We start from the raw sequence: 14,635 nt of genomic DNA, 5'->3' as shown, positions 1-14,635 counted from the left end.
CGAATACGATTCCTGTATTCGGTCCAGGGAAATGGCTCTTGGGAGAGAGCCGTGCGCTAAAAGTTGGCATTAATGCAGGCTAAGTCGCCTTGCACTATAAGAATAGTTTAACGCGTCAGCTTTTCCAGTCCGCGGCCAAAGTGGCTGCATAATTCCTGGAAAGGGGGCCTCTGCCAGCGAAAAAACCGCCACTGCCGTTGTCCGGCAAGGGCGGTTTTTTTAATGTTATTACAGCAGGATAGCGAGAAAGTTTAGCAGAGCTTCTGCGCTCGCTCGATAAAGGGCGCGAGGCTCATTTTTTGTCCCGGATGCTGCGGATCGTCGATCTGGATCACTGAGATCGGCTGCGCGGTGGTTTTGCCGGCTTTGACCTGCTGCTCAGCCACCTCATTGAGCGGATACTGAACCAGCGTGCTCGGGTTGATGGCGTAAAGCGCGTTACCCGGTCGACAGGTCAACATAACCTCTTCCCGGTTGAACGCCCAGCTCTCCTTCCCCACCTCAAAACGGCTCACGGTGATAATTTGTGGCGCTGCCAGAGCAGCCCCGGAGCTTGCCAGTAACAACATGGTCAGAACAATTTTTTTCATGATTTTGCCAGTTAATTCAATAAGGTTCCCAGGTGGCAAACAGACTGACGGCCAGCAGCGCCAGCGCGCCCAGCCCTATTTCAGCCTGCGTGGTTCGCAGGATCAGGCTTTCCGCCCGCGAACCGCTTGCCGACATGCGCGGTACCAGAACATACCTGTTCACTAACGCAATTACCACCATCCCGGCGACCAGCGCACATTTGATCAACAACATGCGTCCCCACGGCGATGCGCCAATCAATCCTCCCTGGATCAACAGCGCATTGAGCGCTCCGCTGGCAATCGTGCCGGCGACGGCCAGATGCCCGTAACGTGAAAAGCGCGCCATGGTATAGACCGCGGCCGGCCGCCAGCGCCCCTGCGCCAGGCGCAGGCAATAGATAAAGGGCAACAGACCGCCGAACCAGCTGGCGACGCAGAAGAGATGCACAGCGTGGTTTGTCCGCTGCAGCACGCCGGTGAGACCATCGTGCATAGCGGCGTGCCCTACCCCGGCGGAAAGCAGCAGCTGGGCCGCCAGCAGGGCCACCAGCTGGCGGGCGCCGTGACGGGGACGGATCCACACTACCGCGAGTGCGATCCACGTCAGTAGGATCTGCCAGATCCACACTCCACCAAAGCGGGTCCCGGCCACCGCCTGCCAGACGGCGGGTCGCCAGACATCCGTCCAGCCCTCGCCCATTATTCCTCCCTGCAGGAGATACAGCGCCAGCGTAGAGATCGCGCCGATCAGCAGCAGCGGGCGCAGTAGTGGATAAAAGCGCAGCATCAGCACGCGTCTCAGCGGTACCGGCGCCCACCAGGCGCCATACAGCACGCAGCCAAAAGCCAGCATCAGGGAGATAAAGTGCCCAAAGCGCAGGGTAATATAGAGCCCGGTCAGCATCGCTTACTTCACGCTAAAGGTATATTGCCCTTTGGTTTTATGACCATCCACCGAGACCACATGCCATGCCACGGTGTACTCTCCCGGCGGCAAGGCTTCCGCCAAAGGTAACGTGACCTCGGCGGGATTATCGGCGCTGCGGGTCAGTTTTCCGGTAGCCACCGCATGCTGCTGCGGACCGGTGACGGTCACGCCGCTGAATGCGGGTTCAATACCTTCGGAAAAACTGAGCGTCAACGTCTGTGGGGAAGCTGAAAGCTGCGCCCCGGCGGTCGGGATCTGCTGCTGCAGGTGAGCGTGGGCGAAGGCGCCCGCCGCGGTTAACATCCCGGCAAGCGCAACGGAGAGACGCAACGCGCGTCCAGCAAGAAGTCGCATATTCGTCATTCCCTTTTGTTATGTCTGTAGCACAGAGAATAACCCTGTATAATGCCAGAGTCGAGCCAGGCATCTGGCCCTGACCGGATTTATAAGCAGAGTGGAGTGGATGATGGAAAGAAATCTGGCCAAAATTTCGCAAGATGAGATGGATAAAGTCAATGTCGATCTCGCCGCCGCCGGCGTTGCTTTTAAGGAACGGTACAATATGCCGGTGGTCGCTGATTTAGTCGAGCGTGAACAGCCTGCACATCTGCGCGACTGGTTCCGTGAACGACTGATCGCCCATCGGCTGGCCTCCGTCTCCCTTTCGCGACTACCGTGGGAGCCGAAACAGAAATAATGCGCGCTCGCCTCCTCCCCGTCGGTTGGCAAGCCCGGCCAATTCCATTACGCTTATTGTTTTGCTCTGGAGCGAGCCATGCTGCGCGTCATTGATACCGAAACCTGCAGCCTGCAGGGGGGCATCGTTGAAATCGCCTCGGTCGATATAGTCGACGGGCAAATTACCAATCCCATGAGCCATCTGGTGCGTCCCGATCGGCCCATCAGCCCGCAGGCGATGGCTATCCACCGGATCACGGAAGAGATGGTCGCCGATAAGCCGTGGATTGAGGAGATTATTCCGCACTATCATGGCAGCCCGTGGTACGTCGCGCATAACGCCAGCTTCGATCGCCGGGTGTTGCCGGAGATGCACGGCGAGTGGATCTGTACGATGAAGCTGGCCCGACGCCTGTGGCCGGGAATCAAATACAGCAATATGGGGTTATATAAGTCACGTAAGCTGAACGTGACTACGCCGCCGGGACTGCATCACCACCGGGCGCTGTATGACTGCTATATCACCGCCGCGCTGCTGCTGGATATCATCAATGTTTCCGGCTGGACCCCTGACCAAATGGCCGATATCACCGGTCGGCCGGCGCTGCTGACTACTTTTACCTTCGGCAAATACCGGGGTAAGGCCGTCGCCGAGATTGCTGAAAACGATCCAGGCTATCTGCGCTGGTTATTCAACAATCTCGACCGCATGAGCCCCGAACTGCGCCTGACGCTCAGGCATTACCTCGGGGAATAGCGCCTACACTGCCGCTTTTCCCGGCAGTGTCCCCTGCGCCAGGGCGATGAAAAAGGCGTACTCCAGCGCCACCCCTTCATAGCTTTTAAAGCGCCCGGATTTTCCGCCGTGTCCGGAATCCATATCGGTGCAGAGCAGCAGCAGGTTATCGTCGGTTTTCAGTTCCCGCAGTTTCGCCACCCATTTAGCCGGCTCCCAGTATTGCACCTGGGAATCATGCAGACCGGTAGTCACCAGCATGTGGGGATAGGCCTGCGCCCTCACGCCGTCATAGGGACTGTAGCTTTTCATATAATGATAATAGGTTTCATCCTGCGGATTTCCCCACTCTTCAAATTCACCGGTGGTCAGCGGAATAGTTTCATCCAGCATGGTGGTCACCACATCGACGAACGGCACCTGGGCTATCACGCCATGGAACAGCTCTGGCCGTTCATTCACGGCCACGCCCATCAGCATTCCGCCGGCGCTGCCCCCCATGCCGTAGCAGAGCCGCGGATCGCCGTACCCCTGGGCAAGCAGCGCGTCACAGACGTCCAGATAGTCGTTGAAGGTATTTTTCTTACACAGGAATTTACCGTCTTCATACCATTGCTGACCCAGCTCGCCGCCGCCGCGGACGTGGGCGATGGCGTAGACAAAGCCGCGGTTGAGCAGGCTCAGCCGGCTGGCGCTGAAATCGGCATCGATACTCTCGCCATATGAGCCATAGCCATAGACCAGCAGCGGGTTGCTCCCTTTGCGAAAATGTTCGCGATGGTAGACCAGAGAGACCGGGACTTCGACGCCATCGCGGGCGGTCACCCACAGGTGTTCGCTCTGGTAGCAGCTCGTATCCAGCCCCTTTACCTCCTGCTGTTTGATCACTCTTCGTTCGCCGGTATCCATATCCAGTTCAAACAGCGTATCCGGCGTAGTCATGGAGGAATAGCCGTAGCGCAGTCGCGACGTTTCGGGCTCCGGATTATAGGCAAGCCAGGTGACATAGGCCGGATCGTCAAAAGCGATCCCCACCACCTCCCGGGTCTTGCGGTTAATTTGCCGCAGACTGGTCAGGCCACGCTGACGCTCTTCCACAACCAGCCAGTCGGTAAACAGGGTAAATCCTTCGAGCATCACGTCGTGACGCGGCGGGATCAGCGTGGTCCACTGTTCTTCATCACGCAGTACGGTACGGTAGAGGCCGAAATTCTTCCCCTCCCGGTTGGAACGAAGATAGAAAGCGTGCTGATAGTGATCAAGACTGTATTCATGATCTTTACGCCGTGGCAGAAAGCAGACCGGCTCGGCGTCTGGCAGTTCGGCGTTGAGCAGCAGCACTTCGCTGGTGGTGGCGCTGGAGAGATAAATTACCACGAACTGCTGGGAGGTGGTTTTATGCACGCTGACGTAGAAGGTCTCATCTTTTTCCTCGTAGACCAGCGCGTCGCTCTGCGCCGGTGTCCCGACGGTGTGGCGCCAGACCTGATAAGGGAGCAGCGTGGTGGGATGTTTACGCACATACCAAACAAAGCGTGAATCGTTGCTCCAGGCAAAGCCGGAGGTGACATTTTCGAGGATTTCCGGGTACCACTCGCCGTTGCTGAGGTCGCAAAAGCGCAGGCCGTACTGGCGGCGGGAAAGGTAATCTTCCGCCACCGCCATTAGCTGGTTGTTGGGCGCAATGCCCAGTCCGCCCAGGGTGTAGAACTCGCTCTTCGCCGCCCGCTGGTTGGCATCGAGCAGGATCTCCCACTCATCCCACTCTTCTTTCAGCACCGACTGCCGCTGGTAGATAGCGTATTCGCAGCCCGGCTCATACACCTGACGGTAGCGAAAGCCGTTTTTACTGTAGGGGGCAGAGACTTCCCGCTGCGGAATGCGGTCGATAATCTCCTTCAGCAGACGCTCCTGCAGGCTGAGCTGCGAATCCATCACTTGCTTGCCGTAAGCGTTCTCCGCGTGCAGATACTCCAGCACGTCAGGTCGCGCGCGCTCATCGTCGCGCAGCCAGTAATAATTATCGATGCGTGTATCGCCATGCAAGGTCATGGCGTGAGGGATCCGTTTAGCTTTAGGTGGCATGTTATTCTTCTGCTGCTTTATCGTGACACAAGAGCATTCAGGCCGCAGGGTGGCGCCTGAATGATGACGTGTCTATAAGGGTGGCAAAAGACGCGAGCGATGCAAGCGAAACGTGATGATTTAGACGCTTAGCGCTTGTTTTTGTGACTGGATATCCTGTTCTATATCGGCCCGGACATCTTTCGGCAGCGCCAGGGCGTCTCCCAGCGCATTAAGGTAGCTACGCTCCATAAAATGGTCGATATCAATCACCGCGCAGCTGACGTAGTAGATCTCCAGCGCCTCCTGCGGGTCGATGATGCCCTCGGCGAGACGCTGCGGATCCAGCGGCTGGGCTAGCGCCTGGTCAATTAGCACCCGGGCCTGAACGTCAATATTGGCCGCCCGCAGCTGAGTTTCAATATTCGCCCGCTCGTGGTCATCAATATGACCGTCGCTTTTCGCGGCAAATACCAGGGCCGTGATCAGCCGCACGCTACGCGGATCGACCTCCGCCGGCGCCGCTGCCGTCTCAGGCGCCTGGGCGGACGTATTCTGCGCGCGCATTTTCTGCTGATACTTGTTCCATAACACCGTGCCCGCCACCGCCCCGCCGCCTGCCAGCAGCGCGCTAGTGCCATATTTCGCCAATAATTTGCGTGACGATTTGCTGGCCACCAGCAATCCGGCCAGCCCACCGATGGCGCCGGGCAGCAGGCCGCTCCCTTTTGACGACTCGCCGGACGGTGACGCACCCTGCTGCCCGAGCAGCGACTGCAGTTGATGTAGCCAGTTAGCCATGGTTTTCCTCTCAGGTGACAAACACTGTTATCAGCCTAAACGACGCGATGTCAGGAAATGTTAGATATGGCTAAAGATGCGCAAAGGTACGTGCGACGGCAGCATCGGGGCCGACCGACCAGTGACTGACCGCCAGCGTTCAGGCTGCCTTGGCTTTGCGCGCTTTGGCCGCCGGCACGGCGTCATCACCCGCCGGAGAAGTCTCGGCGGTAGCCGACGGCGCGGAGGCGTCCTGTGCGGGCGTCTCTTGCTCCGGCAGTCGGCCAACTCGCAGGATATGCTGCAGCGCTTCTTTACGCTCAGCCAGCCACATCGCCATGGTATCGCGCTGGACGTCATCCATCTCCAGCGGCGATGCCACCAGCCAGTCATTCAGCACCTCTGCCAGATCGAGCATTTTGTCGTAAGCGTCGGCCTCTTTTTTGCTGGCAAAAGACATTTTTTCCTCACCTTCGCGGATCACCACATATTTAATTTCAACCGCCATACTGCAGCCTCTCAACACTGTATTTTTATACAGTATAGCAAATTTCCCTCCCGGACTCAACTCACGCGCGTTACGCGCGTAAAGACATACGCAAACGTTTTCGTTTATAATCGCTGCCATCTTTTTTTACTGCGGATGAGAGTTATGACTGTATTAGGCACCGCGCTGCGCCCGGCAGCCACCAAAGTTATGCTGTTAGGTTCCGGCGAGTTGGGTAAAGAAGTCGCTATTGAATGTCAGCGTCTGGGCATTGAAACCATCGCCGTAGACCGCTACCCCGATGCCCCGGCGATGCAGGTTGCCCACCGCGCCCACGTCATCAATATGCTGCACGGCGAGAGCCTGCGCGCCCTGATTGAACAGGAAAAACCTGATTACATCGTGCCGGAGATCGAAGCTATCGCTACCGACACCCTGGTCGAACTGGAACAGGCCGGGCAGAAAGTGGTCCCCACGGCGCGGGCGGCAAAGCTCACCATGAACCGCGAAGGCATTCGCCGCCTGGCGGCGGAAGAGCTGCAGCTTCCCACCTCCCGCTATCGTTTTGCCGACAGCGAAGAAGGCTTCCGCGCGGCGGTTACCGAGATCGGTTTGCCATGCATCGTTAAACCGGTGATGAGCTCCTCCGGCAAAGGCCAGAGCTTTATCCGCTCGGCTGACCAGCTCAGCGAAGCCTGGCGCTATGCGCAGCAGGGCGGCCGCGCTGGCGCCGGACGGGTGATCGTCGAGGGGGTGGTGAACTTCGATTTCGAAATCACCCTGCTCACCGTCAGCGCTGTCGATGGCGTGCATTTCTGCGCTCCGGTTGGCCATCGTCAGGAAGACGGCGATTACCGTGAGTCCTGGCAGCCGCAGCAGATGAGCGACCTGGCCCTCGAGCGTGCCCAGGCCATCGCCCGCGAGGTGGTGCTGGCGCTGGGAGGTTATGGTCTGTTTGGCGTGGAGCTGTTCGTATGCGGCGACGAGGTGATCTTCAGCGAAGTCTCCCCGCGACCACACGACACCGGGATGGTGACGCTTATCTCCCAGGATCTCTCGGAATTCGCCCTGCACGTTCGCGCCTTCCTCGGGCTACCCGTCGGCGCTATCCGCCAGTATGGTCCGGCCGCCTCCGCGGTGATCCTTCCGCAGTTGTCCAGCCAGAACGTCAGCTTTGGCCAGCTGCAGTCGGCCGTCGGGGCTGGCCTGCAGCTGCGTCTGTTCGGCAAGCCGGAGATTGACGGTACCCGCCGCCTGGGGGTAACCCTCGCCGTCGCCGATTCGGTTGAGGAAGCCGTGGCGCGGGCTAAAGCCGCCGCCGTGGCGGTCATCGTCGAAGGGTAAAGACAAAAAAACCCGGTCGTGTTGCCGCAGACCGGGTTGTTGACCTGGAGGCGTGGTTTATTTCGCGCCTTCCACCGCTTCTCGCGCGAGGGTGGTGATGCGATCGTAGTCGCCGGCTTCGAGGGCGTCGGCTGGCACCAGCCAGGAACCGCCGATGCACAGTACGCTGTTCAGCGCCAGGTAGTCACGGTAGTTGGCCGGAGAGATACCGCCGGTCGGGCAGAAACGAATGTGGCCGAACGGACCCGCAATCGCCTGCAGGGCTTTCACGCCGCCGTTGGCTTCCGCCGGGAAGAATTTAAACTCTTTCAGGCCATACTGCATACCCAGCATCAGCTCAGATACCGTGCTGATCCCCGGGATCAGCGGGATGGTGCCGTCTTCGGTCGCCGCTTTCAGCAGGGATTCGGTAAGACCCGGGCTGATAGCGAACTGCGCGCCGGCTTCCGTTACCGCTTTCAACTGCTCAACGTTGGTAACCGTGCCCGCGCCGACAATCGCGTCCGGAACTTCTTTGGCAATCGCGCGGATCGCCTCCAGGGCGCACTCGGTGCGCAGGGTAACTTCCAGCACGCGAACGCCGCCCGCCACCAGCGCTTTCGCCATCGGTACCGCGTGTTCCAGCTTTTTCACTACGATAACCGGGACAACCGGACCGGAGGTGAGGATTGCTTCTGCTGTTGTTTTCCAGTTTTTCATCAGGATTTTCTCTCGCCAGATCTAGAAATTAAATCGTCTTAAAAAGTGATGCAGGTTGCGCCCTGCTCCGCGCCAGAGAGCTTCTCACGCAGCGCCCCAAACATCTCCCGACCGGTTCCCACGCGCGACGCGCTGAGGTCAGGGATATGCGGCTGACGCGCCGCCAGTTCGGCCTCATCCACCAGCAGCGTCAGTTCCCCCGTCTGTCCGTTCACGCGAATAAGATCGCCATCGCGCACTTTCGCCAGCAAGCCGCCATCATACGCTTCAGGCGTGACGTGAATGGCTGACGGAACTTTACCGGAGGCGCCAGAGAGTCGGCCATCGGTCACCAGCGCTATTTTGAAACGGCGGTCCAATAATACACCAAGTGGCGGCATAAGTTTATGTAATTCTGGCATCCCGTTCGCTTTTGGCCCCTGATGACGGACCACCACCACGCAGTCTTTGTCCAGCAGCCCCGCTTCAAAGGCCGGCAACACGTCGTGCTGGCTCTCAAATACCACCGCCGGCGCTTCAATCACCTGGTTCTCCACCGGGACCGCCGAAGTTTTCATCACCGCGCGTCCCAGGTTGCCGCTCAGCACCTTGGTGCCGCCGTGGCGGGAGAATGGTTTTTCAAAGGTCGCGATGACCTGGTCGTCCAATGGCGCTGTCGCCCCTTCGCGCCAGTCCAGCTCGCCGTTATTCAGCCATGGCTCCAGGGTGTAGCGCGACAGGCCAAAGCCGGCCACGGTGTGAACATCCTCATTCAGCAGGCCGCCTTTCAGCAGCTCGCGCACCAGTACCGGAACGCCGCCTGCCGCCTGGAAGTGGTTGATATCCGCCGGGCCGTTGGGATAGAGGCGCGCCAGCAGTGGCACCACGTCTGACAGGTCGGAGAAATCGTCCCAGTTAATGATAATTCCCGCCGCGCGGGCCATCGCCACCAGGTGCATAGTGTGGTTGGTGGAGCCACCGGTCGCCAGCAGCGCCACGATGCCGTTGACCACCACTTTTTCGTCAAACATTTTGCCCAGCGGCATCCACTCATTGCCGTTGCCGGTCATGCGGGTGACCTGGCGCGCGGCGGCGGCGGTCAGTGCTTCCCGCAGCGGAGCATCCGGATGGACAAAGGACGAGCCCGGCAACTGCATGCCCATAAATTCGACCACCATCTGGTTGGTGTTCGCCGTTCCGTAGAAAGTACAGGTCCCCGGCGCGTGATAAGAGGCGGCTTCGGACTCCAGCAGCGCCATACGGTCAACTTTCCCTTCTGCATACAGCTGGCGAATGCGAACCTTCTCTTTATTCGGCAGGCCGCTGGCCATCGGACCGGAGGGAATAAAGACCGACGGCAGATGGCCAAATGAGAGCGCCGCCATGGTCAGACCGGGAACAATTTTATCGCAGACCCCGAGATACAGGGCCCCGTCGAACATGTTATGCGACAGGCCGATGGCGGCGGACATAGCGATCACCTCGCGGCTCAGGAGTGAAAGCTCCATCCCGTCCTGCCCCTGCGTTACGCCGTCGCACATCGCCGGCACGCCGCCGGCGACCTGGCCGACCGCATTGGCGCTGTGCAGCGCTTTGCGGATGATCTCCGGGTAGTGTTCATAGGGCTGGTGAGCGGACAACATGTCGTTGTAGGAGGTGATGATGGCAATGTTGTTGCGCAACATGCTCTTCAGGGAGGCTTTGTCGTCAGCCTGGCAGGCCGCGAATCCGTGAGCCAGATTGCCGCAGGCCAGTTGCGCACGATGCACGGTGTCGGTTTTGGCCTGGTTAATCCTTGCGAGGTAAGCCGCGCGGGTGTCACGCGACCGTTCGATAATGCGATTTGTTACCCGTAACATTGTCGAATTCATAAAGGCTCCTCAAATTTTTATCTGTCCGGCCGCTGCGTGATGACGTGTTGACGTGGTAAAGGCCACAAACACCAGCGCTCAGGGGCAAAATGTCTGCAGGCAGTGTAATAAAAAAAGCCCCGTGGGTGAATCCTCACGGGGCTTAAAAGATTAAAAAGCGTGCGACTTTCTGCGTCAGATCATGTTACCGGTAAAATAACCCTGACGGATTAGCCTCCAGCCTTACTCGAACTCGTTCCATGAACGACCGTCGCGAGTGATCATGGCCACCGACGCAACCGGTCCCCAGGTCCCGGCCTGATACGGTTTCGGCGCATCGCGGTCGGCTGCCCAGGCTTCGGTAATGGAGTCAACCCATTTCCACGCCTCTTCTACTTCGTCGCGGCGAACGAACAGCGCCTGGATGCCACGCATGGTCTCCAGCAGCAGACGTTCATAGGCATCGGCCAGGTGCGTCTGGTTAAAGGTCTCGGAATAGCTCAGATCCAGTTTAGTGATCTGCAGGTTATGTTTATGATCGAGGCCCGGCACTTTGTTCAGTACCTGGATATCTACCCCTTCGTCCGGCTGCAGGCGAATGGTCAGCTTGTTCTGCGGCAGCTCCTGCCAGGTCTCTTTAAACAGATTCAGTTCCGGGGTTTTGAAGTAAACCACTACCTCTGAGCATTTGGTCGGCAGACGTTTGCCGGTGCGCAGATAGAACGGTACGCCAGCCCAGCGCCAGTTATCGATATCGACGCGGATCGCCACGAAGGTTTCGGTGTTGCTGGTCTTGTTGGCCCCCTCCTCTTCGAGATAGCCAGGCACTTTTTTGCCCTGGGCAAAGCCGGCGGTATACTGGCCGCGAACGGTTTTCTCGCGCACGTTGGAGCGGTCAATACGGCGCAGGGATTTCAGCACCTTGACCTTTTCATCACGGATGCTGTCGGCGCTGAGATCGGACGGCGGCGACATGGCAATCATGCACAGGATCTGCAGCAGGTGGTTCTGGATCATGTCGCGCATCTGCCCGGCCTGGTCGAAGTAACCCCAGCGCCCTTCAATACCCACCTCTTCCGCGACGGTGATTTCGACGTGATCGATGGTGCGGCAGTCCCAGTTATTGACAAACAGGGAGTTGGCGAAGCGCAGCGCCAGCAGGTTGAGGACCGTCTCTTTACCGAGATAGTGGTCGATACGGTAGACCTGACACTCTTCAAAAAACTCGCCGACCTGGTCGTTGATTTCACGGGAGGTTTCCAGCGAGGTGCCGAGCGGTTTTTCCATGACCACGCGCGCAGGCTTGGCATTAAGCTTCGCTTCGCCCAGCCCTTTACAGATCGCGCCAAAGGTGCTCGGCGGCATAGCGAAATAGTTGATGGTGACACGGTTCTTTTGATCCAGCATCTCACCCAGGCGGGTGAAGCCGCTGGTGTCATTGACGTCAAGATTACAGAACTCCAGGCGTCCGCTCAGGGTATCCCACAAACCTTCATCAATTTTTTCCTTCATGAAGGTTTCCAGCGCTTCGCGCACGACTTTGGTATAAGCCGCTTTATCCCAGTCGGCACGGCCGACGCCAATGATTCTGGTGTCAGCGTGGATCTGGCCCGCCTTTTCAAGCTGATACAGGGAAGGCAACAATTTACGCCGCGCCAGGTCGCCCTTCGCGCCGAAAATGACCAGGTCGCATGCCTGGGCCGTTTGCGTTACCGCCATGTCATTCTCCTCAGTTGATAGTCTGGTGCTTTTGCCAGGCTATATTTGTAATTTTCTTACACTGCACTGTACTGTGTTTACGTATTTCCCGAAAGCCTTCCCCTTCGTTTGCGGCGGTAAAACCGCACAGGGTGAAAACATTCGGCGATGATTTGGGCATTCGGCCGTTATTGTTCGTTGTTTGTACCTGGTTCAGGTCAGTAAAATACGACCCTGATCATGTAATGAAAAAAAACAACATCATTTCACGTCATTCCTCACCGCTTGCGCTTGCGGAGGGGTATATTCTTGCTAAAACGCCCAATGATTTCACCCATTAATGAAATCGTTTCCATTGATGAGCGCCCTGTTACTAATGAACATGCTGGAAAAAATCCAGTCCCGACTGGAACACCTTAGCAAATCTGAACGCAAAGTGGCGGAAGTGATCCTCGCCACCCCCGAGCAGGCCATTCATTCGAGCATCGCCGCCCTCGCCCTTGAGGCCGGCGTTAGCGAACCGACCGTCAATCGCTTCTGCCGTAGTCTCGAAACCCGCGGATTCCCTGACTTCAAACTGCATCTGGCCCAGAGCCTTGCGCACGGCACGCTCTATGTTAACCGGAATGTCGATGAAGACGACAGCGTTGAGTCATACACGGGAAAAATATTCGAATCGGCCATGGCGAGTTTAGATCAGGTGCACCATTCTCTCGACATGTCGGCGGTAAATCGCGCGGTGGATCTGCTGACTCAGGCCAAAAAAATCGCCTTTTTCGGCCTCGGCTCCTCAGCGGCGGTCGCTCACGACGCGATGAACAAATTTTTCCGCTTTAACGTGCCGGTCATCTATTCCGACGACATTGTCCTGCAACGCATGAGCTGTATGAATTGCGATGACGATGATGTGGTGGTGATTATCTCGCATACCGGAAGAACCAAGAGCCTGGTGGAGCTGGCGCAGCTGGCTCGTGAAAACGATGCCATGGTGATCGCGCTCACCTCCGCCGGTACGCCGCTAGCCAGGGAAGCCACGCTCGCCATTACCCTTGATGTGCCGGAAGATACCGACATCTATATGCCGATGGTCTCCCGCTTGGCCCAGTTGACCGTCATTGACGTGTTGGCGACTGGCTTTACCTTGCGTCGGGGGGCAAAATTCAGAGATAACTTGAAGAGGGTCAAGGAAGCGCTGAAGGAATCGCGTTTTGATAAAGAACCATTCGTACCCAGTGATAATCAATAAAAGTTGATAACAAGCAGTACCCCATTACACCTTCGATAACGATCCGGCTGTGCGACGTTGCAGGCTGGCGCTACCGAATCCATGTTCACGCAACACCAAAGTTGTATCAGTCAACGGAGTATTACATGTCCAGAAGGCTTCGCAGAACCAAAATCGTTACTACCTTAGGCCCGGCAACTGACCGCGATAACAACCTGGAAAAGGTTATCGCCGCGGGCGCAAACGTAGTACGTATGAACTTCTCTCACGGCACCCCGGAAGATCATCAGCTCCGTGCCGACAAAGTGCGTGAGATTGCGGCAAAACTGGGCCGTCATGTGGCCATCCTCGGCGACCTCCAGGGACCAAAAATTCGCGTATCGACCTTCAAAGAAGGCAAAATTTTCCTCAACGTCGGCGATAAATTCCTGCTCGACGCAAACCTTGGCAAAGGCGAAGGCGACAAAGAGAAAGTCGGGATCGACTATAAAGGCCTGCCGGCGGACGTCGTGCCGGGCGATATCTTATTGCTCGACGATGGTCGCGTGCAGCTGAAAGTCCTCGAAGTTCAGGGGATGAAAGTGTTCACTGAAGTGACCGTCGGCGGCCCGTTGTCCAACAACAAAGGGATCAACAAGCTGGGCGGCGGCCTGTCTGCCGAAGCGCTGACCGACAAAGATAAAGCTGATATCGTCACCGCCGCTAAAATCGGCGTCGACTACCTGGCCGTCTCTTTCCCGCGCTGCGGCGAAGACCTGAACTACGCCCGTCGCCTGGCGCGCGATGCCGGCTGCGATGCGAAAATCGTCGCCAAAGTTGAGCGTGCCGAAGCGGTTTGCGATCAGGATGCGATGGACGACGTGATCCTCGCCTCCGATGTGGTAATGGTTGCCCGTGGCGACCTCGGCGTCGAGATCGGCGATCCTGAGCTGGTGGGCATCCAGAAAGCGCTGATCCGTCGTGCCCGTCAGCTGAACCGTTCCGTCATTACCGCCACCCAGATGATGGAGTCGATGATCACCAACCCGATGCCGACTCGCGCGGAAGTGATGGACGTGGCCAACGCCGTGCTGGATGGTACCGATGCGGTGATGCTCTCCGCGGAGACCGCTGCCGGTCAGTATCCTTCGGAAACCGTGGCCGCGATGGCGCGCGTGTGTCTGGGCGCGGAAAAAATCCCTAGCCTCAACGTCTCCAAACACCGTCTGGACGTCCAGTTCGACAACGTGGAAGAAGCGATTGCCATGTCGGCGATGTATGCCGCCAACCACCTGAAAGGCATCACCGCCATCATCACCATGACCGAATCGGGCCGTACCGCGCTGATGACTTCGCGCATTAGCTCCGGTCTGCCGATTTTCGCCCTCTCCCGCCACGAGCGCACCCTGAACCTGACCGCCCTCTACCGCGGGGTGACGCCGGTGTTCTTCGACAGCCAGAATGACGGGGTGGCCGCCGCGCACGACGCCGTCAATCTGCTGCGGGACAAAGGCTATCTGGTCTCCGGCGACCTCGTGGTCGTGACCCAGGGTGACGTGATGAGCACCATCGGCAGCACCAACACCACCCGTATCCTCACCGTCGAGTAAGCACGG

Annotated in this window: 15 protein-coding genes; 5 read left to right on the top strand and 10 right to left on the bottom strand. The window is 58.0% G+C overall.

Annotated elements, in window-relative coordinates:
* Positions 1-251 precede the first annotated feature (251 nt).
* Genes KB890_RS24070 through yobA form a run of 3 tightly spaced genes read right to left on the bottom strand, consistent with a single transcriptional unit; the run spans position 252 to position 1,854 of the window.
* The gene (locus tag KB890_RS24070) at positions 252-590 is read right to left on the bottom strand and encodes a YebY family protein (protein ID WP_002911404.1); all 339 of its coding nucleotides are present in this window, start codon (positions 588-590) and stop codon (positions 252-254) included.
* Between the two features lie 16 nt (positions 591-606).
* Complete coding sequence (gene copD / locus KB890_RS24065) at positions 607-1,476, bottom strand: copper homeostasis membrane protein CopD (RefSeq protein ID WP_004151447.1); 870 nt, start codon at positions 1,474-1,476, stop codon at positions 607-609.
* A 3-nt stretch (positions 1,477-1,479) separates the two neighbouring features.
* Complete coding sequence (yobA, locus tag KB890_RS24060; RefSeq protein WP_004151448.1) at positions 1,480-1,854, bottom strand: CopC domain-containing protein YobA; 375 nt, start codon at positions 1,852-1,854, stop codon at positions 1,480-1,482.
* Positions 1,855-1,966: 112 nt separating this feature from the next.
* On the opposite strand from yobA, the gene KB890_RS24055 reads away from it, so the two are divergent.
* A complete protein-coding gene (locus tag KB890_RS24055; RefSeq protein WP_002911406.1) occupies positions 1,967-2,197 on the top strand; it encodes a DNA polymerase III subunit theta in 231 nt (76 codons plus the stop codon).
* Positions 2,198-2,275: 78 nt separating this feature from the next.
* Complete coding sequence (gene exoX, locus KB890_RS24050) at positions 2,276-2,935, top strand: exodeoxyribonuclease X (protein ID WP_020324964.1); 660 nt, start codon at positions 2,276-2,278, stop codon at positions 2,933-2,935.
* Positions 2,936-2,938: 3 nt separating this feature from the next.
* Here the strand turns inward: exoX and ptrB are convergent, their stop codons facing one another.
* From ptrB to KB890_RS24035, 3 genes are all read right to left on the bottom strand, one after another.
* Positions 2,939-4,999 (bottom strand): oligopeptidase B, encoded by a 2,061-nt coding sequence (gene ptrB / locus KB890_RS24045; protein ID WP_004151449.1) that lies wholly within the window; start codon positions 4,997-4,999, stop codon positions 2,939-2,941.
* Between the two features lie 120 nt (positions 5,000-5,119).
* Positions 5,120-5,779: a tellurite resistance TerB family protein gene (locus tag KB890_RS24040; protein ID WP_004180434.1), complete on the bottom strand. Its 660-nt coding sequence runs from the start codon at positions 5,777-5,779 to the stop codon at positions 5,120-5,122.
* A gap of 139 nt (positions 5,780-5,918) precedes the next feature.
* Complete coding sequence (locus KB890_RS24035; RefSeq protein WP_004175424.1) at positions 5,919-6,266, bottom strand: YebG family protein; 348 nt, start codon at positions 6,264-6,266, stop codon at positions 5,919-5,921.
* A 144-nt stretch (positions 6,267-6,410) separates the two neighbouring features.
* Here KB890_RS24035 and purT point away from each other — a divergent pair, with 144 nt between their 5' ends.
* Positions 6,411-7,589 carry a formate-dependent phosphoribosylglycinamide formyltransferase gene (gene purT / locus KB890_RS24030; RefSeq protein WP_004180435.1) on the top strand — a complete coding sequence of 393 codons (1,179 nt, stop codon included), beginning with the start codon at positions 6,411-6,413 and terminating at the stop codon, positions 7,587-7,589.
* 57 nt (positions 7,590-7,646) lie between these two features.
* On the opposite strand, the gene KB890_RS24025 is transcribed toward purT, so the two are convergent.
* The 4 genes from KB890_RS24025 to KB890_RS24010 form a co-directional block, all read right to left on the bottom strand.
* Positions 7,647-8,288, bottom strand: coding sequence for a bifunctional 4-hydroxy-2-oxoglutarate aldolase/2-dehydro-3-deoxy-phosphogluconate aldolase (locus KB890_RS24025; RefSeq protein ID WP_002911423.1), 642 nt, complete (start codon positions 8,286-8,288; stop codon positions 7,647-7,649).
* A gap of 38 nt (positions 8,289-8,326) precedes the next feature.
* Complete coding sequence (gene edd / locus KB890_RS24020) at positions 8,327-10,138, bottom strand: phosphogluconate dehydratase (RefSeq protein WP_004180436.1); 1,812 nt, start codon at positions 10,136-10,138, stop codon at positions 8,327-8,329.
* Between the two features lie 222 nt (positions 10,139-10,360).
* Entirely contained in the window at positions 10,361-11,836 is a 1,476-nt protein-coding gene (zwf, locus tag KB890_RS24015) for a glucose-6-phosphate dehydrogenase (protein ID WP_002911427.1), read from the bottom strand.
* A 10-nt stretch (positions 11,837-11,846) separates the two neighbouring features.
* Entirely contained in the window at positions 11,847-11,996 is a 150-nt protein-coding gene (locus tag KB890_RS24010) for a hypothetical protein (protein WP_004145554.1), read from the bottom strand.
* A 159-nt stretch (positions 11,997-12,155) separates the two neighbouring features.
* Here KB890_RS24010 and KB890_RS24005 point away from each other — a divergent pair, with 159 nt between their 5' ends.
* On the top strand, positions 12,156-13,061 hold the full coding sequence (locus KB890_RS24005; RefSeq protein ID WP_004145555.1) for a MurR/RpiR family transcriptional regulator: 906 nt from the start codon (positions 12,156-12,158) through the stop codon (positions 13,059-13,061).
* A 125-nt stretch (positions 13,062-13,186) separates the two neighbouring features.
* Positions 13,187-14,629, top strand: a complete 1,443-nt coding sequence (gene pyk, locus KB890_RS24000) for a pyruvate kinase (protein WP_002911440.1) — start codon at positions 13,187-13,189, stop codon at positions 14,627-14,629.
* The last annotated feature ends 6 nt before the right edge of the window (positions 14,630-14,635 follow it).

This window comes from Klebsiella sp. P1954 (assembly GCF_018199955.1).
In the GTDB taxonomy this organism is placed as follows: Bacteria; Pseudomonadota; Gammaproteobacteria; order Enterobacterales; family Enterobacteriaceae; genus Klebsiella; species Klebsiella pneumoniae.
Note: the sequence above shows the minus strand (reverse complement) of the source record. Positions and strands in the feature narration are given on the sequence as shown.

Coding starts and splice junctions, on each gene's coding strand:
- pyk (WP_002911440.1), top strand. CDS start 13,187: ATGTCCAGAAGGCTTCGCAGAACCAAAATCGTTACTACCTTAGGCCCG.
- purT (WP_004180435.1), top strand. CDS start 6,411: ATGACTGTATTAGGCACCGCGCTGCGCCCGGCAGCCACCAAAGTTATG.
- KB890_RS24055 (WP_002911406.1), top strand. CDS start 1,967: ATGGAAAGAAATCTGGCCAAAATTTCGCAAGATGAGATGGATAAAGTC.
- edd (WP_004180436.1), bottom strand. CDS start 10,138: ATGAATTCGACAATGTTACGGGTAACAAATCGCATTATCGAACGGTCG.
- KB890_RS24035 (WP_004175424.1), bottom strand. CDS start 6,266: ATGGCGGTTGAAATTAAATATGTGGTGATCCGCGAAGGTGAGGAAAAA.
- KB890_RS24025 (WP_002911423.1), bottom strand. CDS start 8,288: ATGAAAAACTGGAAAACAACAGCAGAAGCAATCCTCACCTCCGGTCCG.
- exoX (WP_020324964.1), top strand. CDS start 2,276: ATGCTGCGCGTCATTGATACCGAAACCTGCAGCCTGCAGGGGGGCATC.
- yobA (WP_004151448.1), bottom strand. CDS start 1,854: ATGCGACTTCTTGCTGGACGCGCGTTGCGTCTCTCCGTTGCGCTTGCC.
- copD (WP_004151447.1), bottom strand. CDS start 1,476: ATGCTGACCGGGCTCTATATTACCCTGCGCTTTGGGCACTTTATCTCC.
- KB890_RS24040 (WP_004180434.1), bottom strand. CDS start 5,779: ATGGCTAACTGGCTACATCAACTGCAGTCGCTGCTCGGGCAGCAGGGT.
- KB890_RS24005 (WP_004145555.1), top strand. CDS start 12,156: ATGAAATCGTTTCCATTGATGAGCGCCCTGTTACTAATGAACATGCTG.
- ptrB (WP_004151449.1), bottom strand. CDS start 4,999: ATGCCACCTAAAGCTAAACGGATCCCTCACGCCATGACCTTGCATGGC.
- KB890_RS24070 (WP_002911404.1), bottom strand. CDS start 590: ATGAAAAAAATTGTTCTGACCATGTTGTTACTGGCAAGCTCCGGGGCT.
- KB890_RS24010 (WP_004145554.1), bottom strand. CDS start 11,996: ATGCCCAAATCATCGCCGAATGTTTTCACCCTGTGCGGTTTTACCGCC.
- zwf (WP_002911427.1), bottom strand. CDS start 11,836: ATGGCGGTAACGCAAACGGCCCAGGCATGCGACCTGGTCATTTTCGGC.